The following is a 22,660-nucleotide window of genomic DNA, read 5'->3' as shown; positions in this document are numbered from 1 at the left end:
AGGATGTGGTATGAAAGTATTATTAATTAATGGAAGTTTTAGAAGAAATGGCTGTACTTTTACAGCTTTGAATGAAGTTGCTAAAGCATTAAATACTAATGGTATTGATACTGAAATATTTCATATTGGAACAAAAGCTATTAGGGGTTGCATGGGATGTGGTGTTTGCCATGAGAAAGGTGAATGTATAGATAACAGTGATGCTGTTAATGAGTGTTTAAAACTATTTGAAGCTGCTGATGGAATTGTGATAGGAAGTCCTGTTCATTATGCAAGCTCTTCTGGAATGATTGCTTCCTTTATGGATCGTCTATTCTATGCTTCAAGATTCGATAAACGTTTTAAAGTTGGTGCCACTGTAGTTAGTTGTCGCCGAGGCGGTGCCAGTGCTACTTTTGATCAATTAAATAAATATTTTACAATCGCTCAAATGCCGATTGTATCTTCGCAATATTGGAATAGCGTACATGGTAATACACCCGAAGAAGTAAAACAAGATTTTGAAGGAATGCAGACAATGAAAGTATTAGGTAATAATATGGCATTCTTACTCAAAAGTATTGCTTTAGGTAAAGAAAAACATGGTTTACCTGATGCAGAACTAAAAATAGCAACTAATTTTATCAGATAGGAGTATTAGAATGACACGAATTTATTTATTACGTCATGGGCAAACTTTATTTAATCAAAAAAATCTAATCCAAGGAAGTTGTGATTCTAAATTAACAGCTAAAGGAATAGCCCAGGCTAAAGCTGTTAAGGAATATTTAGATACAATAAATTTTGCAGCTGTTTATTGTTCAACAAGTGAAAGGACATTGGATACTGCGACATATGCAACTGGTGGAAAATATCCGATCTACCCATGTAAAGAATTCAAAGAAATTGATTTTGGAGTAGTTGAAGGTGAAGATGGTAGTCAGTTATTTAAAGGAATGAAACATGATAATTTTGTATCATTACTGTTAAATGAAGGATGGACTTCTTTAGAAGGAGAAAGCGGTTTTGATTTTACGAAACGAATTTTCACAAAACTAGATGAGATAACTGCTCAATATCCTGACGAGAATATATTAATTGCGACTCACGGGGGCACGATTTTAAATACAGTAGTTAACATTGACCATAATTTTGTTAATATGGATGGTCCAGCTAATTGCTCGATCACCATTATTGATTGTCATGGTGAATATCGAGTGATTGAATATAACTTACAGGTTGCTCAGTAGATTAAAAATAGCATGATTAAATGAAGAAAAATTAATTAAAATAAATGAAAAAAAGCCTTGCAATAGGGGCTTTTTTTTGTTAAAATACTACCGTTGACGTTGCAAAGATGTGCGAGGTTGCTGAAACACCGAAAGGCGTTGTCATGAAACGGCATGTTTCAGGGAATTCGTATTGAGTAAGTCACATCCTATAAGTTGAAAGGAGAAAAATCATGGCAAATAACAAAATTAGAATTAGATTAAAATCATTTGATCACAAAATTCTAGATAACTCAGCAGAAAAAATTATTGGTGCTGCTAAGAAATCTGGAGCTCAAGTAGTAGGTCCTGTACCTCTACCAACTGAAAAAGAAATTTATACAGTATTAAGAGCGGTTCACAAGTATAAAGATTCTCGTGAACAATTTGAAATCAGAACTCACAAACGTTTAATCGACATTGTGAATCCTACACAAGAAACAGTTGACATTCTAACAAGATTAGAATTACCAAGTGGTGTAGACATCGAAATTAAATTATAAGAAAGGTAAAAGGTGTAACTCATGAAAGGAATCTTAGGTCGTAAGATTGGAATGACTCAAGTCTTCACAACTGATGGTTTATTAATCCCAGTAACTGTAGTAGAAGCTGATGCTAACGTTGTATTACAAAAGAAAACAGTTGCTACTGATGGATATGATGCAATCCAAGTTGGATTCGAAGATAAGAGAGAAAAATTAGCTAATAAAGCTGAATTAGGTATTGTGAAAAAAGCTAACACAGCTCCTAAGCGCTTCATTAAAGAATTTCGTTATGACGAAATGATGAGTTATGAAGTTGGAGATAAAATTACTGTTGATAGCTTCGTAGCAGGTGAAGTTGTAGATGTAACTGGAACTTCTAAAGGTAAAGGTTATCAAGGTGTTATTAAAAGACATGGTCAAAGAATCGGTCCTAAAGGACATGGTTCAGGAGCTCATAGAATTGTTGGTTCAATGGGACCAATCGCTCCAAACAGAATTGCTCCAGGTAAAAAATTACCAGGACAAATGGGACATGTAACAAGAACAGTACAAAACTTAGAAGTGGTAGCTGTTGATGTAGAAAATAATTTATTATTAATCAAAGGGTCAGTACCTGGACCTAAAAAAGGATTAGTAATTGTAAAATCTGGAATTAAAGCAGCTGGTAAAGTAAACGAAGCTCATGAATTAGTAGACTTTACACCAGTAGTAGAAGAAACTAAAGAAGCAGATGCAGCAACTGAAACACCAGTTGAAGCAGCTGAATAATTTAGGGAAGGAGGATTCGATATGCTTACAGTTAAAGTATATAACCAAGAAGGTTCTGAAGTAAAAGATTTAGAATTAAATGAAGCTGTATTTGGGATTGAACCAAATAAACAAGCATTATTTGATATGGTCTTATTACAAAGAGCATCATTAAGACAAGGTACTCATAAAGTAAAAAACCGTACTGAAGTTCGTGGTGGTGGTAAAAAACCATGGCGTCAAAAAGGTACTGGTAGAGCTAGACAAGGATCAATCCGTGCACCACAATGGCGTGGAGGAGGAGTTGTATTTGGTCCAACACCTAGAAGTTATAAATTTAAATTAAATCGTAAAGTTAGAAGATTAGCGCTTAAATCAGCACTATCTACTAAAATTAACGATAATGAATTCATGGCTTTAGAAGCTATTAAATTCGACGCTCCAAAAACAAAAGAAATGGTGAAAGTATTAGCAAATTTAGAAGCACCAGTTAAGACATTGATCGTTGTTGACGAAATTTGTCCAAACGTTGCTAGAAGTGCTAACAACATCCCAGGCGTTAAATTATTAGATGCAAAACATGTAAATGTTTATGATATCTTAAACAGCAACAAGTTAATCATGACTGAAGCTGCTATTAAATCTGTTGAGGAGGTACTAGGATAATGGCACACATTACAGATGTATTAAAAAAACCAGTACTTACTGAAAAAACAATGACTCTTCAAGCAAACGAAAACAAATACACGTTTGATGTAGATGTTAATGCAAATAAAGTTGAAATCAAACAAGCTGTTGAAGCAATGTTTGGTGTGAAAGTTGAAAGTGTTAATGTTATGAACGTTAAACCTAAAACTAAGAGAATGGGTAGATACGAAGGTAAAACTAATCGTAGAAGAAAAGCTATCGTTAAATTAGCTGAAGGTAACGAAATCAATTATTTCGGTGAGGAATAATTAACTAAAATATTGGAATACATAATTCCAGATAACTAGGAGGAAACTAAAGATGGCAATTAAAACTTATAAGCCAGTGACGAATGGTCGTCGTAATATGACTTCATTAACTTATGAAGAAATTACAACAAATAAACCTGAGAAATCTTTAGTTGCAAAAGTAAGCAAAAACGGTGGACGTAATAACCAAGGTGTTATTACAACACGTCATCATGGTGGAGGACATAAACGTAAATATCGTATTATTGACTTCAAACGTAATAAAGATGATATCGTTGGAACTGTAGCAACTATCGAATATGATCCAAATAGATCAGCAAACATCGCATTAATTAACTATGCAGATGGTGAAAAAAGATATATTTTAGCTCCAAAAGGATTAGAAGTTGGAAGTAAGATCGTATCTGGTGAAAACGCAGATATTAAAGTAGGAAATGCTTTACCAATGGGAAATATGCCTGAAGGTACTGTAATCCACAATATCGAAATGCAACCTGGTAAAGGTGGACAAATCGCACGTTCTGCTGGTGTGTCTGCTCAGATCTTAGGTAAAGAAGAAAGATATGTAATCGTAAGATTAGCATCTGGTGAAGTACGTAAATTATTAGCTGTATGTAGAGCTACTGTTGGGGTTGTTGGAAACGAAGACCACGGATTAGTTAACTATGGTAAAGCTGGACGTATGAGATGGAAAGGTGTTAAACCTACAGTACGTGGTTCTGTAATGAACCCTAACGATCACCCTCATGGTGGTGGTGAAGGTAGAACTTCTATCGGACGTAAAGCTCCAATGACACCTTGGGGTAAAAAAGCAATGGGTGTTAAAACTAGAAAAAATAAGAAAGCGTCTACTAAATTAATTGTACGTCGCAGAAATTCTAAATAATAAGAGGAGGAAGAAATAATGGCACGTAGTTTAAAAAAGGGACCATTTGTTGATGGACACTTAATGAAAAAAGTTGAAGCATTAAACGCTGCTGGTAAAAAAGAAGTTATCAAAACTTGGTCTAGACGTTCAACAATCTTCCCTCAATTTATTGAGCATACATTTGCAGTGTATAACGGAAGAGAACATATCCCAGTTTATGTAACTGAAGATATGGTCGGTCATAAATTAGGAGAATTCGCTCCAACAAGAACTTATCACGGTCACGGGGCTGATGATAAAAAAGCTGGAAAATAGAGAGAGGAGATTTTAAAACATGGAAGCAAGAGCACAAGCTAAAATGATTCGTGTTTCACCTCAAAAAGCTCGATTAGTCGTTGACTTAGTGAGAGGGAAGCAAGTAAAAGAAGCACTTGGTATGTTAGAATACGTAAATAAAAGTGCAACTCCTGCAATCATTAAAGTTGTAAAATCTGCTGCACAAAACGCTGTTTATAACGAAGGTGCAGAAGCAGAAAAGTTATATATTAAAGAAATCTATGTAGACGAAGGTCCTACATTAAAAAGATTCGCTGCAAGAGCTAAAGGTAGCGGAACAAGAATTTTAAAAAGAACTAGCCACATCACTTGTGTGGTAGAAGAAAGATAGGAGGTCACATTATGGGTCAAAAAGTAAGTCCAATCGGATTACGAGTTGGTGTTAACCGTAATTGGGATTCAAGATGGTATGCTAACGATCAAGATTTCGCAGGTTTATTACATGAAGATATCAAGATTCGTGAATACCTATTAAAAAAACTTAAGACTGCATCTGTAGCTAAAGTTGAAATCGAAAGATCAAAAAATCGTGTTACTATCTTTGTTCACACATCTAGACCAGGAGTTGTAATCGGTAAAGATGGTGAAGCAGTTGATGCATTAAGAAAAGAAGTTAGTAAAATGGTAAAAGATAAACAAGTGTTTATCAATATTGTGGAAATCAAAAACCCTGATGTTGTAGCACAATTAGTTGCTAATAATATTGCGGAACAATTAGAAAATCGTGCTTCTTTTAGAACAGTTCAAAAACGTGCTATCCAAAGAGCAATGAGAGCTGGAGCTAAAGGAATTAAAACAAGTGTTTCAGGACGTTTAGGTGGAGCTGATATGGCTCGTGCTGAAGGTTACTCTGAAGGGAATGTCCCTCTTCATACTTTAAGAGCTGATATTGATTATGCTACTGCAGAAGCAGATACTACTTATGGTAAATTAGGAGTTAAAGTTTGGATTTGTAAGGGAGAAATCCTTCCTGAAAAGAAGAAAGGGGATAAATAATCATGTTGATGCCTAAAAGAACAAAATACAGAAGACCTCATCGTGTTAAATATGAAGGTAAAGCTAAAGGCGGAACTGAAGTATCATTTGGTGAATATGGTTTACAAGCAACTGAAGGTGCTTGGATCACTTCTCGTCAAATCGAAGCTGCTCGTATTGCTATCAACCGTCGTTTAAACCGTGGTGGACAAGTATGGATTAGAATTTTCCCTCACTTAGCTAAAACTAAAAAACCATTAGAAGTACGTATGGGATCTGGGAAAGGTTCTCCAGAAGAATGGGTAGCAGTTGTTAAAACTGGTCGTGTTCTTTTCGAAGTTGCAGGTGTTGATGAAGAACTTGCTAGAGAAGCTTTAAGACTTGCATCTCATAAATTACCTATTAAATGTAAAATCATTGGAAAGGGTGAATAGTCATGACAGTTCAAGAAATCAAAGAATTAGATAACGCTGCTTTACTTGCTAAAGTAGAAGAATACAAAAAAGAGCTATTTGGACTTCGTTTCCAACAAGCTACAGGAAGTTTAGAAAACACAGCACGTATTAGAACGGTTCGTAAATCTATCGCTAGAATTAAAACAATTATTAGAGAAAGAGAATTGAACCAATAGGAGGAGATACAATGGAAAGAAACAATCGTAAAGTTTATACTGGTACAGTTGTATCTACTAAAATGGATAAAACTATTACAGTGCAAGTAGAAACACATGTAAAACATAAATTATATGGTAAACGTATGAAATCAACAACTAAGTTTCATGCCCATGATGAAGAAAATATCGCTAGTGTTGGCGATACAGTAAAAATCATGTCAACAAGACCATTATCTGCAACAAAACGTTTCCGTTTAGTAGAAATCGTTAAAAAAGCAGAAACTGTTTAATATATATTAAAACTCTAAAAGGAGGTAACCAAGAATGATCCAAAACGAAAGTAGACTTAAAGTCGCTGACAACACTGGAGCTAAAGAAGTATTAGTAATCCGTAATTTAGGTGGTTCTAATCGTAAATTTAGTAACATCGGTGATGTTGTTGTAGCAACAGTTAAACAGGCAGCACCAGGTGGTTCAGTAAAAAAAGGTGAAGTAGTAAGAGCGGTTATCGTAAGAAGTAGATATGGAGTCGGAAGAGAAAACGGTTCTTATATTAAATTTGATGACAACGCTTGTGTAATTATAAAAGAAGATAAATCTCCAAAAGGGACTCGTATCTTCGGACCAGTTGCAAGAGAGTTAAGAGATGCTGATTTCATGAAAATCGTATCATTAGCTCCAGAAGTATTATAGGAGGAACTTAAAACATGAAAATCCGTGTAGGTGATACTGTAGAAGTTATCGCAGGTAAAGATAAAGGAAAACAAGGTGAAGTGTTACAAGTTCTTGCAAAACAAGACAAAGTAATCGTTGAAGGAGTTAATACTGTAACTAAACATATTAAACCTTCACAAGCAGATCCTGAAGGTGGAATTGTAACAAGAGAAGCTCCTATTCATGTTTCTAATGTTGCATTCTATGATTCAAAAGCTAAAGCTCCTGTTAAACTTGGATATAAAATCGTTGAAAAAGACGGTAAGAAAACAAAAGTTCGAGTTAACAAAAAAACTGGAGCAGAAGTAGATAAAAAGAAAAAGAAATAATGGAGGAGGATAAAGAATGAACCGTTTAATGGAACGTTATCAAAACGACGTAGTAAAATCATTGGTAGAAAAATTCAATTATTCTTCTAGCATGCAAGCTCCAAAGGTTGAAAAAATCGTTTTAAATATCGGTGTTGGTGATGCAGTTTCTAACTCTAAATTATTAGATGAAGCTGTTAATGAATTAACATTAATTACTGGACAAAAACCAGTTATCACTAGAGCTAAAAAATCAATCGCTGGATTTAAATTACGTGAAGGTGCTCCAATCGGATGTAAGGTAACTTTACGTGGTGAAAGAATGTATGAATTTTTAGATAAATTAGTAAATATCTCATTGCCACGTGTAAGAGATTTTAGAGGTGTATCAAATAACTCATTTGATGGAAGAGGAAATTACACTTTAGGTATTAAAGAACAATTAATTTTCCCAGAAATCAATTTCGATAAAGTAAACAAATTAAGAGGAATGGATATCGTATTCGTAACTACAGCTAAGAGCGATGAAGAAGGTCGCGAGTTATTAGCTCAATTAGGAATGCCGTTCAAGAAATAAGGAGGACTCACAAAAATATGGCAAAAACATCAATGAAAGTGAAACAACAACGTCCTCAAAAATACAAAGTGCGTGAATACACACGTTGTGAACGTTGTGGAAGACCACATTCAGTAATTAGAAAATTCAAACTTTGTAGAATTTGCTTCCGCGAATTAGCTTACAAAGGTGAAATTCCAGGTGTAAAGAAAGCAAGCTGGTAATTAGATTTTATCCAGATGGAAGGAGGATTAGCAAATGGTTATGACAGATCCAATTGCAGATATGTTAACAAGAATCCGTAATGCAAATAGACAACATCACGAAACAGTAATGGTGCCTGCATCAAAATTAAAAGCTGATATTGCTGAAATTTTGAAAAACGAAGGATTCATTAAAGGATATAAAGTTGAGGGCGAAGGTCCAATCAAAAACATTAATATCACTTTAAAATATAGAGGAAATGATAGAGTAATCACTGATTTAAAAAGAATTTCTAAACCAGGATTACGTGTATATGCTAAAGTAAACGAAATTCCTAAAGTATTAAATGGTTTAGGTATCGTAATCTTATCAACTTCTCAAGGTTTGATGACAGATAAAGAAGCTCGCGCTAAACAAGTTGGTGGCGAAGTTCTTGCATATATTTGGTAATAAAAAATACAATTCAGGAGGTGCAAACTGATGTCTCGTGTCGGTAATAAAATTATTAATGTACCTGAAGGAGTTACAGTTGATATCGCTGCTGATAATACAGTAACTGTTACAGGAGCTAAAGGGACTTTAGTAAGACAATTTTCACCAGTAATTACAATTAACAAAGAAGATAATGTAATCACTGTTGCTAGAAGTAGTGAACAAAAAACTCATAAACAATTACATGGTACAACAAGAGCATTGCTTGCAAACATGATTGAAGGAGTTCATGAAGGATTCAAAAAACAATTAGAAATAGTTGGGATTGGATATCGTGGACAAATGAAAGGGAATACTTTAGTGTTAAACATTGGATATTCTCATCAAGTAGAGATTGAAGCTGAAGAAGGAGTTACAATTGAAACTCCTAACAATACAACAATCGTTGTATCTGGAATCTCAAAAGAACGTGTTGGTCAAGTTGCTGCTCAAATTAGAGAAGTAAGAAAACCAGAACCTTATAAAGGTAAAGGGATTAAATATAGTGATGAAAGAATCATCAGAAAAGAAGGAAAAACTGCTGGTAAGAAGTAGTTTCGAAAGGAGCAAAATAAGATGTCAAAATTACAATCTCGTAATGATGTTCGTTTAAAAAGACATGCTAGAGTTCGTGCTAAAATCAGTGGAACTCCTGAATGCCCACGTTTAAACGTGTTCCGTTCAAATGCTCATATTCATGCGCAAGTTATTGATGATGTTAACGGTGTTACTTTAGCAAGTGCATCTAGTGTTGATATGAAATTAGAAAACGGTTCTAACATCGCTGCTGCAACTGCAGTAGGTAAAGCTGTTGGAGAAGCGGCAATCGCAAAGAATATCAAAAAAGTAGTATTTGATCGTGGTGGATACGTTTATCATGGTCGTGTAAAAGCCCTAGCTGAAGCTGCTAGAGAAGCTGGATTAGAATTCTAGAAGGAGGTCAATATGGAACAACGTAAACCAAGAAACAATGGACCAAGAAACAACGGACCTAGAAGAGGTCAAAGAAACAATGGACCTAGAAGAGAAGAAAAAGAATTTGAAGAACGTGTTGTTACTATTAACCGTGTAACTAAAGTAGTAAAAGGTGGGCGTAAATTCCGCTTTGCTGCATTAGTTGTAATCGGAGATAGAAAAGGTAGAGTTGGTTTCGGTACTGGTAAAGCAAACGAAGTACCTGATGCAATCAGAAAAGCTTCTGAAAATGCAAAAAGAAATGTTATCAACGTTCCTTCAGTTCATGGAACTATTCCTCATGAAGTTACTGGTATTTATGGATCAGGTAGAGTATTTATTAAACCTGCTTCTCAAGGTACTGGAATCATCGCTGGGGGACCAGTTCGTGCTGTTGTAGAATTAGCTGGTTATAGTGATATTTTATCTAAATCTTTAGGTTCTAGAACACCTATTAACATGGTTAGAGCTACAATGGAAGGTTTAGCTTCATTAAAAACTGTAAACCAAGTTGCTGAATTAAGAGATAAAAAAGTAGAAGAAATTTTTGGATAGGAGGGCGTAAAAAATGGCAAAAACAGTTATGATTACGCTTAAAAAAAGTCCAATTGGTTGTTTACCAAAACAACGGGCTACTCTTAAAGCGTTAGGTTTAACAAAAGTAAATAAAACCGTAGAAAAAGAAAACAACGAATTCATTCAAGGAATGATCAAAGTTGTTGGACACCTAATTAAAGTAGAAGAAAAATAGGGAGGTGTAAACTAATGAAACTACACGAATTACAATACACTGAAGGTGCTCGTAAAACAAGAAAACGTGTTGGACGTGGTACAAGTTCTGGTACTGGTAAAACTGCTGGTAGAGGACAAAAAGGGCAAGGCGCTAGATCTGGTGGTGGAAAGAAACCTGGATTCGAAGGGGGACAAACTCCATTATTCATGCGTTTACCAAAACGTGGATTTACAAACTTTAATAAATTAGAATACGCTATTGTTAATTTAGATCAGTTAAATACTTTTGAAGCAGGGACTGTTGTATGTCCTAAAGCATTAAAAGAAGCTGGGTTAATCAAAAAAGAATTAGATGGTGTTAAAGTATTAGGTAATGGAACTTTAGAAAAAGCTATTACTGTAAAAGCTCATAAGTTTTCTAAATCTGCTCTTGCCGCAATCGAAGCTGCAGGTGGAAAAACCGAGGTGATCTAAGATGTTTACATTTTTGAAAAATGTTTTCAAAAAAGGTGAACTTCGTCAAAAAGTAATTTTCACTCTGGGGATTCTATTTGTTTATCGTCTGGGAGCTGCAATTACTATTCCGAGTGTCAACACTGGAGCATTAAGTTCTAGTGATGCCACTAATGGGATTTTTGGGATTATGAACTTACTAGGTGGGGGAACATTAGAGAGATTCTCTCTATTCTCGCTAGGAGTTTCACCTTACATCACTTCTTCAATCATTATTGAATTATTGTCAATGGATGTTATTCCGGCATTGAGCCAATGGCGTAAAGAAGGTAATACCGGTAAAAAGAAAAAAGACCGGGTTACAAGATATGTAACATTATTCTTAGCAGCATTACAAGGTGGCGTATTAACTTACGCTTTCGATAATGGATACAAGATTCTTGCAGATTCTAGTATCTGGACATATATCTATGTTGTCTTAATTATGATGGCAGGTAGTATGTTAGCAGTATGGTTAGGGGATCAAATTACAAATAAAGGGATTGGTAATGGGGTATCATTATTAATCTTCACTGGGATTGTTTCAAACTTACCGAGCAGTTTTATTTCAACTTTCAACAACTTAGTTGATACTTCTGGTAAAGCTGGGGATATGTGGCTTGGAATTGCCTGGTATGCATTATTTGTGGTAGTTTATCTTTCAATCGTGATCTTTGTTGTTTTCAATGAAGGTGCCGTTAGAAAAATACCAATAATTTATGCAACAAGCTCTAATACAACAATGAGAACTAAAGATCAAACTCATATGCCTATTAAAATTAATAGTTCAGGGGTTATTCCAGTTATCTTTGCTTCATCAGTATTAGCAGCACCAAGAACAGTAGTTAGTTTTATGGAAACTAGCGATGTTACTAAATGGATCAATACAATCTTTAATTATCAAGAACCAGTTGGATTCGTCTTATATATCTTGATGATTATTGGATTTACATTCTTTTATTCTAACTTACAAATTGATGCTGAAAAAATCAGTGATGATTTAAAGAAAAACGGTGGAGCAATTCCGGGAGTTAGAACTGGAGTTGATACAATGAAACACATTAAGACAATTTTAAACAGAGTAACTGTGGTAGGATCATTATCGTTATGTATCATTGCAGCAATTCCAATTATTACACCAGTTATCTGGTCACAAACAGCAAACGCATCTTTATCACTTGGTGGTACAGGTTTAATCATCGTTACTGGGGTTGCACTAGAAACTGTAAAACAAATTAAAACTCATATTACAAGAAAAGAATATCACGGTTATATTCGTCGATAGTATAAGAAAGAAGGGGCAATTATATGAACATTATTCTAATGGGGCCACCTGGAGCGGGAAAAGGTACTCAAGCAGCTAATTTAGTGAAAGAGTATGGACTTACTCACATTTCAACAGGAGACATTTTTAGAAAAGCACTTAAGGAGCAAACTAAATATGGAGTTATTGCAAAATACTTCATGCAATTTGGTCACTTAGTTCCTGATGATTATACTATTCAAATGGTTAGAGAATATCTTCAAGAAAATGAATTTCCAAATGGATTTATTCTTGATGGTTTCCCTCGTACTATTATTCAAGCTCGTGAGTTAGAAAGTATTGCTAAAGAATTTGGATTTGAAATTGATGCCGTAATCAATTTAGATATCGAATTAGATCGTTTAGTACCAAGACTTTCTGGAAGAAGAACTTGTAAAGAATGTGGTGCAAGTTACCACATCGAATATAATCCACCTAAAGTTGAAGGGGTATGTGATGTTTGTGGTGGTGAGTTGTATCAACGGCCTGATGAAAGCGAAGATGCTGTAAAAGTCAGACTGGATACTTATGAAAAACAAACAAGTCCTTTAATTGATTATTATACAATGAAAGGACAAATCACTAATATAAATGGTGATCAATCTATGGAAGACGTCTTTAAGGATATCAAAGCTAGCCTGGAGGTTAAATAATGATTGTTACTAAAGACCGTAGAGAAATTGAATTGATGGCTGAAGCTGGAAGAATTGTTGCATTAGTGCATGAAAAGCTTAAAGAAGTTATTGTCCCAGGAATTACGACAAAACAAATTGATGAGATTTGCGAAAAAGTGATTCGTGATAATAATGCAACTCCTTCATTTCTTCACTTATATGGATTTCCAAACAGTGTTTGTACTTCAATTAATGAAGTAGTCGTACATGGAATTCCTAGTGATCGAAAATTAGAAGAAGGTGACATCATTTCAGTTGATGTTGGGGCTTGTTATAAAGGATATCACGGAGATAGCGCGTGGACTTATGCAGTCGGTAAAATCAGCGATGAAGCTAAACGGCTGATGGAAGTTTGTGAAGCTTCATTATACGCTGGATTAGAACAGGTTAAACCTGGTAATCGCTTATCAGATATTTCTCACGCTGTGCAAGTATACCTTGAAGATCATGGATGTACTACACCGTTAGATTATACAGGGCATGGGATTGGTACTGAGGTACATGAAGATCCTGCTGTTCCTAATTATGGTCAAGCTGGTCGTGGTCCAAGACTTAAAGCAGGTATGACACTTGCAATCGAACCGATGGCACATCTAGGTGGATGTGAAACGGAAGTATTACAAGATGATTGGACAGTTGTAACAAAAGACCGCTCTTTAGCGGCTCATTATGAACATACGATCGTCATTACTGATGACGGGTATGAAATCTTAACAAAACTTTAATTTAAGGGAGTTGAAAACCTATGGCAAAGAAAGATGACGTTCTTGAAGTAGAAGCAACGGTACTTGAAACATTACCAAATGCAATGTTTAAAGTAGCGTTAGAAAATGGAGTAGAAATCCTTGCTCACGTTTCTGGTAAAATCCGTATGCATTACATTCGCATTTTACCGGGGGACAGGGTTACGGTAGAAATTTCTCCATACGATTTAACACGTGGGCGAATTACATTTAGACATAAATAAAACTTAAATCTTCCAAAAGGAGGTAGACAAGATGAAAGTAAGACCATCTGTAAAACCAATGTGTGATAAATGCAGAGTAATTAAAAGAAAAGGGCGCGTAATGGTTATTTGCGAAAACCCTAAACATAAACAAAGACAAGGTTAATTAGTAGTTAATTAGGAGGAAATAAAATGGCTCGTATTGCTGGAGTTGATATCCCACGTGACAAACGTGTGGTTATCTCATTAACTTATATCTATGGTATCGGTAAACCAACAGCTCAAGAAATTTTGAAAAAAGTTGGAATTAACGAGAACACTAGAGTTAAAGATTTAACTGAAGATGAAATCGGTACAATTAGAAAAGAAATAGAATCAATTAAAGTTGAAGGTGACCTTCGTCGAGAAGTAGCTTTAAACATTAAACGCTTAATGGAAATTGGAAGCTACAGAGGAATCCGTCATCGTAAAGGACTTCCTGTTCGTGGTCAAAAGACTAAAACAAATGCTCGTACTCGTAAGGGTAAGGCAAAACCAATCGCAGGAAAGAAAAAATAGATAGGAGGTTGAACTAGAAATGGCAAAAGTTAAACAAGTACGTGGTAAAAAACGTGCAAAAAAGAATATCGCAAAAGGTGTAGCACATGTTCATTCAACTTTCAATAATACTATTGTAACAATTACTGATGAACATGGTAATGTATTAACATGGTCTAGTGCTGGTGCATTAGGATTTAAAGGTTCAAGAAAATCTACTCCATTTGCTGCGCAAATGGCTTCTGAAGCTGCTGCAAAAGCATCAATGGATCACGGAGTAAAATCTGTAGAAGTATGTGTTAAAGGTCCTGGACCAGGACGTGAAGCAGCTGTTAGAGCTTTACAAGCTGCTGGATTAGAAGTAACTGCAATCAATGATGTTACTCCAATTCCACATAACGGGTGCCGTCCACCAAAACGTCCTCGTGGATAATTATTGTATGATCAAAAAAAATAATAATTCCTAGTGAGGAGGGAAATAGATGCAAAAGTTTGAAAAAGCAAATTTTAATATAGCTAATTATGATGAAACAGATAATTATGGTAAATTTGTTATTGAACCTTTAGAAAGAGGTTTCGGTACAACTTTGGGGAATTCACTTCGTCGAGTTCTTCTATCTTCTTTACCTGGATCTGCTGTATATGCAATTAAAGTTCAAGGTGCTATCCATGAATTTTCTGCAGTAGATGGTGTTGTCGAAGATGTTACATCAATTATCTTAAATCTTAAGAAATTAGTCTTTGATGTGGATAGTGATGAATCGGCTACAATGATTATTGATGTTGAGGGACCTGCTACTGTAACAGGTGCTGACATTCAATGCCCTTCAGAAGTAACAATGATTTCTAATGATATGGAAATTGCTCATGTTGCTCAAGGTGCTCACTTATACATGGAATTATATGCTAAAAAAGATCGTGGTTATGTAAGTGCTGATCAAAATAAGAAGGAAATTAATACTATTGGTATTATTCCTACTGATTCAATTTATTCACCAGTTGAAAAAGTATCTTATGCAGTTGAACCAACTCGTGTTGGGGAAAGTGCCAAATATGATCAATTAACTTTAGAAATCGAAACAAATGGAGCTTTAAAACCTTATGAAGCTATTTCATTAGCTGCTAAGATTTTAGTAGAACATTTAAATATGTTTGTAGAGTTAACTGATATGGCTGTGAATATGGAAGTTATGTCTGAAGCTCAAAGTGATACAACTAATAAAGTATTAGATATGACGATTGAAGAATTAGATTTATCAGTACGTTCATACAACTGTTTAAAAAGAGCAGGTATCCAAACTGTTCAAGATCTTGCCGCTAAATCTGAAGATGATATGATCAAAGTAAGAAACTTAGGTAAGAAATCGTTAAAAGAAGTAAAAGAAAAATTAGTTGAATTAGGGTTAGGGTTTAAACCTATCGATTAATTCGCGAGTACGAAGGAAGGAGCGCTAATCTCATGGCTAAAAATAGAAAATTAGGACGTACTTCTGATATTAGAAAATCAATGTTACGTTCTCTTGCAACAGAAGTAATTATGTACGGTAAATTAGAAACTACAGAAACTAGAGCTAAAGAAGTTCGTTCTGTTGTTGAAGAATTAATTACTTTAGGTAAACGCGGTGACTTACACGCTAGACGTCAAGCTGCTGCTGTATTACACAATGTAGTTGATGCTGAAACTGGAAAAACTGCAGTACAAAAATTATTTGATGATGTTGCACCTAAATATAGTGATGTAAATGGTGGATACACTCGTATCTTAAAGACTTACAACCGTAAAGGTGACAATGCCCCAATGGCAATCATCGCTTTAGTTTAATTGTTAAAGACCCTCGGGTCTTTTTTCTTTTACTTTGCTTGACTAAGTCAAGTAATAATAATAGAATGTTTAGGAGTAGTTAAACGGGTGGTGAAAAAGATGGATAAAATCATTGAAATAAAAGATTTATCATTTGAATATGAAGCTGGTCTAAAGACGATCAATCATATTTCTTTTGATATAAATAAAGGAGATTATGTTGCTATTTTAGGACATAATGGTAGCGGAAAAAGTACGATTGCAAAGTTACTAATTGGACTACTAGAAAAAAAGAGCGGTTCAATTATTATTAATGGATACGAACTTAATTTGGAAAATTTATATAAAGTCAGAGATAATATAGGAATTGTTTTTCAAAATCCTGATAATCAGTTCATTGGGGCAACAGTTCGTGATGATATAGCCTTTGGTTTAGAGAACACATGTGTACCACAAAGTGATATGGATAAAATCATTAATACTTATGCAGCTAAAGTAGGTATGAGTGATTTTCTTGATCATGAGCCAACTAAATTGTCTGGGGGGCAAAAGCAGCGAGTGGCAATTGCTGGTATTTTAGCAATGGCTCCAACAATCATTATTTTGGATGAAGCAACAAGCATGTTAGATCCAATGGGACGGCGTGAAATTAATAGTCTAGTTAAGGAATTAAATAAAGAAAAAGATATTACGATTATTTCTATAACTCACGATATTGAAGAAGCTAAAAATGCTGATCAGGTAATTATGTTGAGTGCTGGTGAAGTTGTTGCAAGTGGTAATCCTAAGGATATCCTAAGTGATGAAGCCAATTTGGTCAAATATGAATTAGATATCCCATTTGCTTTAAAAGTAGCTAAGGGTTTAGAAAAATTAAACATTAGGACTAGCATGTCTTTACAAGAGGAGGTATTAATTACAGAATTATGTCAATTACATTTAAAGAAGTAGAACATATTTATAGTGAAAATACCCCTTTTGCTTACCATGCTTTAAAAGGAGTAAATTTAAAAATTACTGATCAAAGCTTTACAGCGATTATTGGACAGACCGGTAGCGGAAAGAGTACTTTGATTCAACATATCAATGCTTTGTTACTACCTACAAGCGGGAGTATCAATATTGATGAATATCTAATTACAGCAACCGACAAACCAAGTAAATTAAAACCACTTCGTAAAAAAGCAGGGCTAGTTTTTCAGTTTCCTGAATATCAATTATTTGAAGAAACAATCGAAAAGGATATTATTTTTGGACCTATGAATTTTGGAGTCAGTGAAGAAGAGGCTAAAAAAATTGCTCATAACGTTCTCAAAACGGTAGGATTAGACGAAAGCTATTTAAATAAATCGCCTTTTGATTTGTCAGGTGGTCAAAAACGCCGAGTAGCAATTGCTGGAATTTTGGCAATGAATCCGGATATTTTAATTTTGGACGAACCAACTGCTGGATTAGATCCGCAAGGGACTAATGAAATGATGAGTTTATTTAAACGAATAAATGAAAGTGGTAAAACTATTATTTTAGTAACTCATGATATGAATCATGTTTTACAATATTGTGATGAAGTAGTAGTAATGAATCACGGGAAAGTTGAAAAACATGATACAGTCACTAATGTTTTTAAGGATAGTGAGTATTTAAATAGCTTGGGGATCGATTTACCAATCATTACTAATTTTATCATAAAACTAAATAATCAAGGATTTAATCTTGATTCTTCAATTAATAATATTGAACAGCTCATTGCAGCGATTGGCGGTGAATTAAATGGATAATATGACATTTGGTAAATATATTCCTGTTAATTCTTTAATCCATCAATTAGATCCCCGATTAAAAATAGGAGCTCTACTAATCTTTTTAATTGCTATTTTCTTTGATGCAGGGTTTATTGGATATGGTATCATGGGAGTATTTGTTTTGTTAGTTGCAGGATTATCAAATATTTCTATTAAACATATTTTAAAAGCAATTAAACCGATGGTTTTTATGATGCTCTTCTTAATGATTTTTAATATTTTTTTAATCAATACAGGAAGTGTATTATTCACAATTGGATCACTTAAGATTTATTCGGGGGCATTGATTCAATCAGCGTATATTTTTATTCGCTTAATTTTAATTATTACTTTGACAACTATCTTAACATCTTCAACTAAACCGCTCGATTTAACACTAGCAATTGAAAATCTATTGAATCCGTTTAAGCGTTTTGGTTTCCCTGCTCATGAATTGGCGATGATGATATCAATTGCTTTACGTTTTATTCCAGATTTATTAGATGAAGCTAAGCGTATCATGAAAGCTCAAGCAAGCCGCGGTGTTGACTTTAATGAAGGTACTATTTCGGAAAAAATTAAAGCGATTGTTTCTCTAATTATTCCCTTATTTATCTCTGCTTTTCAACGAGCTGAGGATCTTGCCAATGCAATGGAAAGTCGTAATTATAATCCTGAAGCATCGCGTACTCGTTATAAATCATTAAACTGGCAGACCAGTGATACAATGGCCTTTGCACTTACAATAGTTGTTTCCGGTACTGTGATTATAATGAGCTTTGTTTTGTAATGGTTAGGGTTAAATGTAGTGTAAGCTATGACGGAAGTAAATTTCATGGCTTTCAAGTGCAAAATAAATTACGAACAGTACAGGGCGAGATCCAAAAGGCATTAAAAAATATATGCAAAGAAGAGATTATTATTCATGGTTCAGGAAGAACCGATGCAAAGGTTCATGGAACTAAACAAGTTTTTCATTTTGATACTACAAGAGAAATGCCTGAAGCGCAGTGGAAACGGGCAATTAATCATTTTTTACCAAATGATATATATATCTTAGATTCATACTTTGTTGATGAGAATTTTCATAGTCGTTATAGTGCAATAAAAAAAGAATATCATTATTTATTAAGTACAAAAGAATATAGTCCATTTGAAACGAATTATATTTTTCAATATGGACGACCATTAGATTTAGAATTGATGAGAGAAGCAGCTAAAATATTTATTGGTGAGCATGATTTTGCATCATTTTGTAGCTATGATCAGTATGGTAATACAATTAGAGAACTATATGAGTTGTCGATTACTAATGAAAAGGGGATTATTAAATTTATTTTAGTTGGAAATGGATTTAGACGTTATATGGTTCGGCATATCGTTGGTGGACTAATTCAAGTTGGGGCAAAACGGGTTACTAAAGAACGATTACAAGAGTTATTAGATAGCAAAGGTGAACAGAAGTGTTTGTTTAAGGCTAAGCCCCAGGGACTATACTTACATGAGGTGTTTTATGATGAAAACTAATTTTCATACACATACATTCCGCTGCGGTCATGCGGTTGGCAATGAAGAAGCAATGGTTAAATCAGCAATTGAAGAAGGTATTGAAGTTTTAGGCTTTAGTGAGCATGTTCCTTTACCACGTTATCGTAAACATATCTTTAAAGGAATGCGTTATACTCTTAATCATTTTCGTTCGTTTGCGGTTGCTTGTAAAGCAATCATTACTAATGGTCCTGCAATGCGAATGCCATATAAAGATAAGCAGTTACATCTTGAAGAAGTAAAGCGGCTAAAGGAAAAATATTGTGATCAAATTACAATATATCAAGGTTTTGAAGCTGAGTATTTTGAAGAATATTTAGATTATTATCAAGGATTATTAAATTCAGGAGAAGCAGATTATTTGATTTTAGGAAATCACTTTAATAAGTACACTGTTCATACTCGTTATTATGGTAAGATGGATATTAGTGATGAAGAAATAATTAGTTATAAAAACGATTTGTTGAAGGCATTAGATACTAATTTATTTTCTTATGTAGCTCATCCTGACTTATTTATGGTTGGAAAAGTATATTTCGACGAGTTATGTGAAAATATTACCCGGGAAATATGTCAAAAAGCATTAGAAAAAGACGTTCCTTTAGAAGTTAATGCTGGTGGGATTCGCCGTGGCTATCGTAAAGTCGGGGACGAAATCCAATATCCATATCCCAATAGTCACTTTTTTGATATTGTTGGAGAGGTAGGGTGTAAAGTGATTCTTGGAATTGATGCGCATAGTCCTGATGATTTCAATCAGGATGATTTTGAAGCTTTGGAGAAGTTTGCATGGCGTCACAAATTAAATGTAATTAATATACCTGAATTTAAAAAAGGTAAATAAGGATGGAATCTAAGAGCGTTAGGTTCCATCTTTTATCACGAATAATTAATAAAGGAGCGACAATATTTTAGGGTATTATAGCTAATGATTTACAAGCATAAATAAGATATTATATGCTGTTGTTTAAGTATATAATGGTAGTATTGAAATTTTTTGTAAGAACAAAAGAAGATCAAGAAGTTTCAATCTGGATAAAGATTATTGAAGTGAATCATACTTTTTTATGGTTAATCAACTGATGGAGTGGGAGAACTAGTTACTGCAGTTAAGACAGGTGAGGATATTGATTATCAAAATTATCTTTTATTAACAATACTTGGTTTACAAGATGTATCGGTTATTATGAAAAAACATAGCTAATATTTAATAAGTACTTAATTGTAATAATTGGGTACTTATTTTTTCGTATTGGTTTAATTATTGGTACATAAGTGGTAAAATGTTACATAGGAACTAGGAGGTGAAGTCATGGCACGTGAGTGTATACACAAATATTTAGAAGAGCATAAGAGTAATTATCAAGGTAAGTACCGCTGTCATAGTTGTGTTCAAACAAAAAAATTTGAACATAAGTTCCATTATTATATTCGTGATACGCAATTTAGAGAAATCAATGTCTTTGTAACTTTAGATTATGCGGGACCAGAAGTGAAGACAGTATTTTCAGTTGATCTTCATGAACAGGAAGAGGAATATATTACTAAGGATGCTTTAAAGCAAATAATTTATTTCAATAAATATCGAACAATTTTACATTGTCATGTTTTTCAACATTATATAAATAGTAAAAATACAGAGAATATGTTAGAACCATTAGATTATCGTAATATTTTAGATTATTTAGAATATCATCGTGGAACTAATCAAGAGACAATTGATGAGTTTTATGATTTCTTTATGCCTTATTTAAAAAGGTTGATACGAAATGGTAATTATAAACGATTTATGGATTCATTGAATCTTTTATTAGATAAAATTATTTATGAGTATGAATGGGATGGTACGACGGCTAAATATTTAGATACCCAATATCAATATCATTTATATTATTTTAGAATCATTATTAGGATGGTTTTTGATGACTTGGATATTTTCTATGATCAAGTTAAGGAACCATTATTAGAAGCAATTTGGCGTTTATGTAATTCACAGCGTTTTGCTTTTGCAATCATGACAGATTTTGGTAATTTGGTTTTATCCCATTATCGGGTTACTAAAGCAATCTTTAATTATGTTGATGCTCGTTTTCAAAAGGAGGGTGACAGTAACATCGTCATTCCATATTTAAAAGCAATTTTTGAAAGTGATGCTGATGGTTATCGTAATGCTGCTATGGATGTTATTCGTTTTGTGATGAATGATATGCTGACTTTTGCAAATCATGATTTACAATTAGCTATCGGAAATTCAATCGTACAAAACGAAGGATATGATTTATTGATTAATTTATTTTCAAAAGATTATAATACATTTGTTTTTGTTTGCTTCCCGATTTCTACTTTCCCACCAGAGTATCGTGAACCAATTCGTGAAGAGTTAGAAAAAGCCATTCGTTTCTATGCAGGAAGAATGGAACATGACGAGTACCGTCTAAGCTCTTTTGAACAAGTTAGTAACATCAATCGATTATTAATGGAAAATTATAAGGAGTATGGTAAAAATGGATAAAAAAGGAAAAAAAGTAGTTACCTCATTAGCAGTTTTAGCTGGGTTAGCATCCGGGGCTGGAGCTTTAAATGCCTTTGCTAATAAAACCGTTAAAGCAATGTTATACCGCCATCATAAAGAAGATGATAAACCAAGTATTTTAGAAACAAAATATGATGCGCAAAGCATTTATATAAAAAATCACCAAGGTATTAGATTAAGAGGTGTCCTTATTGAAGCAGTTGATGCGAAAAAAACTTTAGTAATCTTGCATCCATTTGCTCTGGAGGCTAAAGATATGACTTTATATGTACCGTTTTTTAAAGAACGATACCCTGATTGGAATATCTTATTAGTTGATGCTTGTGCCCATGGTCAAAGTGATGGATATATCCGTGGACTAGGTATTAAAGATGTAAAAGATCTTGTTTGCTGGAACGAATATTTGTTAAAAACATACGGAAAAGAGCATGAAATAATTTTATATGGTAAAGAAGCTGGTGCTAATACTATTTTAAAAGCAGCTAGTAAACATTTATTAAAAAATGTTAAAGCTATTATTAGTGATGGAGCCTATACAAGTGTGTATGATATTTTAGGCTATCGAATGATTAAGGATTATAAAGTACCAAAATTTCCAACAATGCGTTTAATTAGGCGTAAGATTAAACAGGAAATTAAAGTTAATATTAAAGAAGATTATGCTGAAATGGTCAAACATAATGATATTCCAACATTATATATCCACATGAAAGAAGATGATTTTGTACCATTAAGTATGGTCTATCCATTATATAATGCGAACCGTGGTAGCAAAGTATTATTTGTTTTAAAAGATGAACGTTATTTATATGAATTAGAAGAAACCGATGAATTTAGAAAGACATTAGCGAATTTCATTACTAAGTATGTAAATTAGGC

General features: G+C 33.9%; 39 protein-coding genes. All 39 read left to right on the top strand.

Annotation, left to right across the window (positions count from 1 at the left end; all coding sequences use genetic code 11):
* Positions 1 to 10: 10 nt before the first annotated feature.
* The 39 genes from EYR00_RS13940 to EYR00_RS13750 all read left to right on the top strand — a co-directional run bounded on the left by EYR00_RS13940 (position 11) and on the right by EYR00_RS13750 (position 22,658).
* Positions 11 to 631, top strand: coding sequence for a flavodoxin family protein (locus EYR00_RS13940; RefSeq protein WP_003536800.1), 621 nt, complete (start codon positions 11 to 13; stop codon positions 629 to 631).
* Between the two features lie 10 nt (positions 632 to 641).
* On the top strand, positions 642 to 1,229 hold the full coding sequence (locus EYR00_RS13935; RefSeq protein WP_003536803.1) for a histidine phosphatase family protein: 588 nt from the start codon (positions 642 to 644) through the stop codon (positions 1,227 to 1,229).
* A 212-nt stretch (positions 1,230 to 1,441) separates the two neighbouring features.
* Entirely contained in the window at positions 1,442 to 1,750 is a 309-nt protein-coding gene (gene rpsJ / locus EYR00_RS13930) for a 30S ribosomal protein S10 (RefSeq protein ID WP_003536806.1), read from the top strand.
* A 21-nt stretch (positions 1,751 to 1,771) separates the two neighbouring features.
* Positions 1,772 to 2,500, top strand: a complete 729-nt coding sequence (rplC, locus tag EYR00_RS13925) for a 50S ribosomal protein L3 (protein WP_003536808.1) — start codon at positions 1,772 to 1,774, stop codon at positions 2,498 to 2,500.
* A 21-nt stretch (positions 2,501 to 2,521) separates the two neighbouring features.
* Entirely contained in the window at positions 2,522 to 3,145 is a 624-nt protein-coding gene (rplD, locus tag EYR00_RS13920; protein ID WP_003536810.1) for a 50S ribosomal protein L4, read from the top strand.
* A complete protein-coding gene (gene rplW / locus EYR00_RS13915) occupies positions 3,145 to 3,435 on the top strand; it encodes a 50S ribosomal protein L23 (RefSeq protein WP_003536811.1) in 291 nt (96 codons plus the stop codon). The genes rplD and rplW overlap by 1 nt, the downstream gene beginning before the upstream one ends.
* 52 nt (positions 3,436 to 3,487) lie before the next feature.
* Positions 3,488 to 4,321, top strand: coding sequence for a 50S ribosomal protein L2 (gene rplB, locus EYR00_RS13910; protein ID WP_003536814.1), 834 nt, complete (start codon positions 3,488 to 3,490; stop codon positions 4,319 to 4,321).
* An 18-nt stretch (positions 4,322 to 4,339) separates the two neighbouring features.
* Positions 4,340 to 4,618 carry a 30S ribosomal protein S19 gene (gene rpsS / locus EYR00_RS13905; protein ID WP_003536816.1) on the top strand — a complete coding sequence of 93 codons (279 nt, stop codon included), beginning with the start codon at positions 4,340 to 4,342 and terminating at the stop codon, positions 4,616 to 4,618.
* 19 nt (positions 4,619 to 4,637) lie between these two features.
* Complete coding sequence (gene rplV, locus EYR00_RS13900) at positions 4,638 to 4,970, top strand: 50S ribosomal protein L22 (RefSeq protein WP_003536817.1); 333 nt, start codon at positions 4,638 to 4,640, stop codon at positions 4,968 to 4,970.
* Positions 4,971 to 4,981: 11 nt separating this feature from the next.
* Complete coding sequence (rpsC, locus tag EYR00_RS13895) at positions 4,982 to 5,635, top strand: 30S ribosomal protein S3 (protein ID WP_003536818.1); 654 nt, start codon at positions 4,982 to 4,984, stop codon at positions 5,633 to 5,635.
* A 2-nt stretch (positions 5,636 to 5,637) separates the two neighbouring features.
* Positions 5,638 to 6,048, top strand: a complete 411-nt coding sequence (rplP, locus tag EYR00_RS13890) for a 50S ribosomal protein L16 (protein WP_003536819.1) — start codon at positions 5,638 to 5,640, stop codon at positions 6,046 to 6,048.
* A gap of 2 nt (positions 6,049 to 6,050) precedes the next feature.
* On the top strand, positions 6,051 to 6,245 hold the full coding sequence (rpmC, locus tag EYR00_RS13885; protein WP_003536820.1) for a 50S ribosomal protein L29: 195 nt from the start codon (positions 6,051 to 6,053) through the stop codon (positions 6,243 to 6,245).
* A gap of 11 nt (positions 6,246 to 6,256) precedes the next feature.
* Positions 6,257 to 6,517 carry a 30S ribosomal protein S17 gene (gene rpsQ, locus EYR00_RS13880; RefSeq protein ID WP_003536821.1) on the top strand — a complete coding sequence of 87 codons (261 nt, stop codon included), beginning with the start codon at positions 6,257 to 6,259 and terminating at the stop codon, positions 6,515 to 6,517.
* A gap of 34 nt (positions 6,518 to 6,551) precedes the next feature.
* The gene (gene rplN, locus EYR00_RS13875) at positions 6,552 to 6,920 is read left to right on the top strand and encodes a 50S ribosomal protein L14 (protein WP_003536822.1); all 369 of its coding nucleotides are present in this window, start codon (positions 6,552 to 6,554) and stop codon (positions 6,918 to 6,920) included.
* 14 nt (positions 6,921 to 6,934) lie between these two features.
* The gene (rplX, locus tag EYR00_RS13870) at positions 6,935 to 7,270 is read left to right on the top strand and encodes a 50S ribosomal protein L24 (RefSeq protein ID WP_003536823.1); all 336 of its coding nucleotides are present in this window, start codon (positions 6,935 to 6,937) and stop codon (positions 7,268 to 7,270) included.
* A 16-nt stretch (positions 7,271 to 7,286) separates the two neighbouring features.
* Positions 7,287 to 7,826, top strand: coding sequence for a 50S ribosomal protein L5 (gene rplE / locus EYR00_RS13865; RefSeq protein WP_008793116.1), 540 nt, complete (start codon positions 7,287 to 7,289; stop codon positions 7,824 to 7,826).
* Positions 7,827 to 7,843: 17 nt separating this feature from the next.
* The gene (locus EYR00_RS13860) at positions 7,844 to 8,029 is read left to right on the top strand and encodes a type Z 30S ribosomal protein S14 (protein WP_003536834.1); all 186 of its coding nucleotides are present in this window, start codon (positions 7,844 to 7,846) and stop codon (positions 8,027 to 8,029) included.
* A gap of 34 nt (positions 8,030 to 8,063) precedes the next feature.
* Positions 8,064 to 8,459 (top strand): 30S ribosomal protein S8, encoded by a 396-nt coding sequence (gene rpsH, locus EYR00_RS13855; protein ID WP_003536835.1) that lies wholly within the window; start codon positions 8,064 to 8,066, stop codon positions 8,457 to 8,459.
* Positions 8,460 to 8,489: 30 nt separating this feature from the next.
* Entirely contained in the window at positions 8,490 to 9,035 is a 546-nt protein-coding gene (rplF, locus tag EYR00_RS13850) for a 50S ribosomal protein L6 (RefSeq protein WP_003536836.1), read from the top strand.
* Between the two features lie 21 nt (positions 9,036 to 9,056).
* Positions 9,057 to 9,413, top strand: a complete 357-nt coding sequence (gene rplR, locus EYR00_RS13845; protein ID WP_003536837.1) for a 50S ribosomal protein L18 — start codon at positions 9,057 to 9,059, stop codon at positions 9,411 to 9,413.
* A 12-nt stretch (positions 9,414 to 9,425) separates the two neighbouring features.
* Entirely contained in the window at positions 9,426 to 9,989 is a 564-nt protein-coding gene (gene rpsE / locus EYR00_RS13840) for a 30S ribosomal protein S5 (protein ID WP_003536838.1), read from the top strand.
* A gap of 13 nt (positions 9,990 to 10,002) precedes the next feature.
* Positions 10,003 to 10,185 carry a 50S ribosomal protein L30 gene (gene rpmD, locus EYR00_RS13835; protein ID WP_003536841.1) on the top strand — a complete coding sequence of 61 codons (183 nt, stop codon included), beginning with the start codon at positions 10,003 to 10,005 and terminating at the stop codon, positions 10,183 to 10,185.
* 14 nt (positions 10,186 to 10,199) lie between these two features.
* Positions 10,200 to 10,640, top strand: coding sequence for a 50S ribosomal protein L15 (gene rplO / locus EYR00_RS13830; protein ID WP_003536843.1), 441 nt, complete (start codon positions 10,200 to 10,202; stop codon positions 10,638 to 10,640).
* A 1-nt stretch (position 10,641) separates the two neighbouring features.
* Complete coding sequence (gene secY, locus EYR00_RS13825) at positions 10,642 to 11,943, top strand: preprotein translocase subunit SecY (protein WP_003536845.1); 1,302 nt, start codon at positions 10,642 to 10,644, stop codon at positions 11,941 to 11,943.
* A 23-nt stretch (positions 11,944 to 11,966) separates the two neighbouring features.
* Entirely contained in the window at positions 11,967 to 12,614 is a 648-nt protein-coding gene (locus EYR00_RS13820) for an adenylate kinase (RefSeq protein ID WP_003536847.1), read from the top strand.
* Positions 12,614 to 13,360, top strand: coding sequence for a type I methionyl aminopeptidase (gene map / locus EYR00_RS13815; protein ID WP_003536849.1), 747 nt, complete (start codon positions 12,614 to 12,616; stop codon positions 13,358 to 13,360). The genes EYR00_RS13820 and map overlap by 1 nt, the downstream gene beginning before the upstream one ends.
* Before the next feature lie 20 nt (positions 13,361 to 13,380).
* Complete coding sequence (gene infA, locus EYR00_RS13810) at positions 13,381 to 13,602, top strand: translation initiation factor IF-1 (protein ID WP_003536851.1); 222 nt, start codon at positions 13,381 to 13,383, stop codon at positions 13,600 to 13,602.
* A 31-nt stretch (positions 13,603 to 13,633) separates the two neighbouring features.
* Positions 13,634 to 13,747, top strand: a complete 114-nt coding sequence (gene rpmJ, locus EYR00_RS13805) for a 50S ribosomal protein L36 (RefSeq protein WP_008793112.1) — start codon at positions 13,634 to 13,636, stop codon at positions 13,745 to 13,747.
* Positions 13,748 to 13,773: 26 nt separating this feature from the next.
* Positions 13,774 to 14,139: a 30S ribosomal protein S13 gene (gene rpsM, locus EYR00_RS13800; RefSeq protein ID WP_003536853.1), complete on the top strand. Its 366-nt coding sequence runs from the start codon at positions 13,774 to 13,776 to the stop codon at positions 14,137 to 14,139.
* Positions 14,140 to 14,158: 19 nt separating this feature from the next.
* Positions 14,159 to 14,551 (top strand): 30S ribosomal protein S11, encoded by a 393-nt coding sequence (rpsK, locus tag EYR00_RS13795; protein WP_003536855.1) that lies wholly within the window; start codon positions 14,159 to 14,161, stop codon positions 14,549 to 14,551.
* 49 nt (positions 14,552 to 14,600) lie between these two features.
* Entirely contained in the window at positions 14,601 to 15,545 is a 945-nt protein-coding gene (locus EYR00_RS13790; protein ID WP_003536857.1) for a DNA-directed RNA polymerase subunit alpha, read from the top strand.
* 32 nt (positions 15,546 to 15,577) lie between these two features.
* The gene (gene rplQ, locus EYR00_RS13785; RefSeq protein ID WP_003536858.1) at positions 15,578 to 15,940 is read left to right on the top strand and encodes a 50S ribosomal protein L17; all 363 of its coding nucleotides are present in this window, start codon (positions 15,578 to 15,580) and stop codon (positions 15,938 to 15,940) included.
* A 99-nt stretch (positions 15,941 to 16,039) separates the two neighbouring features.
* Positions 16,040 to 16,870, top strand: a complete 831-nt coding sequence (locus EYR00_RS13780; protein WP_003536859.1) for an energy-coupling factor transporter ATPase — start codon at positions 16,040 to 16,042, stop codon at positions 16,868 to 16,870.
* Positions 16,846 to 17,697: an energy-coupling factor transporter ATPase gene (locus tag EYR00_RS13775; protein ID WP_003536860.1), complete on the top strand. Its 852-nt coding sequence runs from the start codon at positions 16,846 to 16,848 to the stop codon at positions 17,695 to 17,697. Before EYR00_RS13780 ends, EYR00_RS13775 begins: the two co-directional genes overlap by 25 nt.
* Positions 17,690 to 18,490: an energy-coupling factor transporter transmembrane component T family protein gene (locus EYR00_RS13770; protein ID WP_003536861.1), complete on the top strand. Its 801-nt coding sequence runs from the start codon at positions 17,690 to 17,692 to the stop codon at positions 18,488 to 18,490. The genes EYR00_RS13775 and EYR00_RS13770 overlap by 8 nt, the downstream gene beginning before the upstream one ends.
* Positions 18,490 to 19,227, top strand: a complete 738-nt coding sequence (truA, locus tag EYR00_RS13765; RefSeq protein WP_003536862.1) for a tRNA pseudouridine(38-40) synthase TruA — start codon at positions 18,490 to 18,492, stop codon at positions 19,225 to 19,227. The genes EYR00_RS13770 and truA overlap by 1 nt, the downstream gene beginning before the upstream one ends.
* Positions 19,217 to 20,092, top strand: coding sequence for a histidinol-phosphatase (locus EYR00_RS13760; protein WP_009009683.1), 876 nt, complete (start codon positions 19,217 to 19,219; stop codon positions 20,090 to 20,092). The genes truA and EYR00_RS13760 overlap by 11 nt, the downstream gene beginning before the upstream one ends.
* A 468-nt stretch (positions 20,093 to 20,560) precedes the next feature.
* Positions 20,561 to 21,760 (top strand): hypothetical protein, encoded by a 1,200-nt coding sequence (locus tag EYR00_RS13755; protein WP_003536870.1) that lies wholly within the window; start codon positions 20,561 to 20,563, stop codon positions 21,758 to 21,760.
* Entirely contained in the window at positions 21,753 to 22,658 is a 906-nt protein-coding gene (locus tag EYR00_RS13750; RefSeq protein WP_040434242.1) for an alpha/beta hydrolase, read from the top strand. Before EYR00_RS13755 ends, EYR00_RS13750 begins: the two co-directional genes overlap by 8 nt.
* Positions 22,659 to 22,660 lie beyond the last annotated feature (2 nt).

It is taken from the genome of Thomasclavelia ramosa DSM 1402, assembly GCF_014131695.1.
Classification (GTDB): domain Bacteria; phylum Bacillota_I; class Bacilli_A; order Erysipelotrichales; family Coprobacillaceae; genus Thomasclavelia; species Thomasclavelia ramosa.
This window is presented reverse-complemented; position numbering and strand designations above follow the sequence as displayed.

Bases quoted from the DNA above. Each gene is read 5' to 3' on its own strand.
- EYR00_RS13775 (WP_003536860.1), top strand. From the start codon at position 16,846: ATGTCAATTACATTTAAAGAAGTAGAACATATTTATAGTGAAAATACC.
- rpmC (WP_003536820.1), top strand. From the start codon at position 6,051: ATGACAGTTCAAGAAATCAAAGAATTAGATAACGCTGCTTTACTTGCT.
- EYR00_RS13820 (WP_003536847.1), top strand. From the start codon at position 11,967: ATGAACATTATTCTAATGGGGCCACCTGGAGCGGGAAAAGGTACTCAA.
- map (WP_003536849.1), top strand. From the start codon at position 12,614: ATGATTGTTACTAAAGACCGTAGAGAAATTGAATTGATGGCTGAAGCT.
- rpsM (WP_003536853.1), top strand. From the start codon at position 13,774: ATGGCTCGTATTGCTGGAGTTGATATCCCACGTGACAAACGTGTGGTT.
- EYR00_RS13940 (WP_003536800.1), top strand. From the start codon at position 11: ATGAAAGTATTATTAATTAATGGAAGTTTTAGAAGAAATGGCTGTACT.
- secY (WP_003536845.1), top strand. From the start codon at position 10,642: ATGTTTACATTTTTGAAAAATGTTTTCAAAAAAGGTGAACTTCGTCAA.
- EYR00_RS13750 (WP_040434242.1), top strand. From the start codon at position 21,753: ATGGATAAAAAAGGAAAAAAAGTAGTTACCTCATTAGCAGTTTTAGCT.
- rpsK (WP_003536855.1), top strand. From the start codon at position 14,159: ATGGCAAAAGTTAAACAAGTACGTGGTAAAAAACGTGCAAAAAAGAAT.
- rplE (WP_008793116.1), top strand. From the start codon at position 7,287: ATGAACCGTTTAATGGAACGTTATCAAAACGACGTAGTAAAATCATTG.
- rpmD (WP_003536841.1), top strand. From the start codon at position 10,003: ATGGCAAAAACAGTTATGATTACGCTTAAAAAAAGTCCAATTGGTTGT.
- rpsH (WP_003536835.1), top strand. From the start codon at position 8,064: ATGGTTATGACAGATCCAATTGCAGATATGTTAACAAGAATCCGTAAT.
- rplQ (WP_003536858.1), top strand. From the start codon at position 15,578: ATGGCTAAAAATAGAAAATTAGGACGTACTTCTGATATTAGAAAATCA.
- rpsQ (WP_003536821.1), top strand. From the start codon at position 6,257: ATGGAAAGAAACAATCGTAAAGTTTATACTGGTACAGTTGTATCTACT.
- rpmJ (WP_008793112.1), top strand. From the start codon at position 13,634: ATGAAAGTAAGACCATCTGTAAAACCAATGTGTGATAAATGCAGAGTA.
- infA (WP_003536851.1), top strand. From the start codon at position 13,381: ATGGCAAAGAAAGATGACGTTCTTGAAGTAGAAGCAACGGTACTTGAA.
- EYR00_RS13935 (WP_003536803.1), top strand. From the start codon at position 642: ATGACACGAATTTATTTATTACGTCATGGGCAAACTTTATTTAATCAA.
- truA (WP_003536862.1), top strand. From the start codon at position 18,490: ATGGTTAGGGTTAAATGTAGTGTAAGCTATGACGGAAGTAAATTTCAT.
- rpsC (WP_003536818.1), top strand. From the start codon at position 4,982: ATGGGTCAAAAAGTAAGTCCAATCGGATTACGAGTTGGTGTTAACCGT.
- rplX (WP_003536823.1), top strand. From the start codon at position 6,935: ATGAAAATCCGTGTAGGTGATACTGTAGAAGTTATCGCAGGTAAAGAT.
- rpsE (WP_003536838.1), top strand. From the start codon at position 9,426: ATGGAACAACGTAAACCAAGAAACAATGGACCAAGAAACAACGGACCT.
- EYR00_RS13760 (WP_009009683.1), top strand. From the start codon at position 19,217: ATGAAAACTAATTTTCATACACATACATTCCGCTGCGGTCATGCGGTT.
- rpsJ (WP_003536806.1), top strand. From the start codon at position 1,442: ATGGCAAATAACAAAATTAGAATTAGATTAAAATCATTTGATCACAAA.
- rpsS (WP_003536816.1), top strand. From the start codon at position 4,340: ATGGCACGTAGTTTAAAAAAGGGACCATTTGTTGATGGACACTTAATG.
- rplW (WP_003536811.1), top strand. From the start codon at position 3,145: ATGGCACACATTACAGATGTATTAAAAAAACCAGTACTTACTGAAAAA.
- rplV (WP_003536817.1), top strand. From the start codon at position 4,638: ATGGAAGCAAGAGCACAAGCTAAAATGATTCGTGTTTCACCTCAAAAA.
- rplF (WP_003536836.1), top strand. From the start codon at position 8,490: ATGTCTCGTGTCGGTAATAAAATTATTAATGTACCTGAAGGAGTTACA.
- EYR00_RS13790 (WP_003536857.1), top strand. From the start codon at position 14,601: ATGCAAAAGTTTGAAAAAGCAAATTTTAATATAGCTAATTATGATGAA.
- EYR00_RS13770 (WP_003536861.1), top strand. From the start codon at position 17,690: ATGGATAATATGACATTTGGTAAATATATTCCTGTTAATTCTTTAATC.
- rplP (WP_003536819.1), top strand. From the start codon at position 5,638: ATGTTGATGCCTAAAAGAACAAAATACAGAAGACCTCATCGTGTTAAA.
- rplR (WP_003536837.1), top strand. From the start codon at position 9,057: ATGTCAAAATTACAATCTCGTAATGATGTTCGTTTAAAAAGACATGCT.
- EYR00_RS13755 (WP_003536870.1), top strand. From the start codon at position 20,561: ATGGCACGTGAGTGTATACACAAATATTTAGAAGAGCATAAGAGTAAT.
- EYR00_RS13780 (WP_003536859.1), top strand. From the start codon at position 16,040: ATGGATAAAATCATTGAAATAAAAGATTTATCATTTGAATATGAAGCT.
- rplC (WP_003536808.1), top strand. From the start codon at position 1,772: ATGAAAGGAATCTTAGGTCGTAAGATTGGAATGACTCAAGTCTTCACA.
- EYR00_RS13860 (WP_003536834.1), top strand. From the start codon at position 7,844: ATGGCAAAAACATCAATGAAAGTGAAACAACAACGTCCTCAAAAATAC.
- rplD (WP_003536810.1), top strand. From the start codon at position 2,522: ATGCTTACAGTTAAAGTATATAACCAAGAAGGTTCTGAAGTAAAAGAT.
- rplB (WP_003536814.1), top strand. From the start codon at position 3,488: ATGGCAATTAAAACTTATAAGCCAGTGACGAATGGTCGTCGTAATATG.
- rplO (WP_003536843.1), top strand. From the start codon at position 10,200: ATGAAACTACACGAATTACAATACACTGAAGGTGCTCGTAAAACAAGA.
- rplN (WP_003536822.1), top strand. From the start codon at position 6,552: ATGATCCAAAACGAAAGTAGACTTAAAGTCGCTGACAACACTGGAGCT.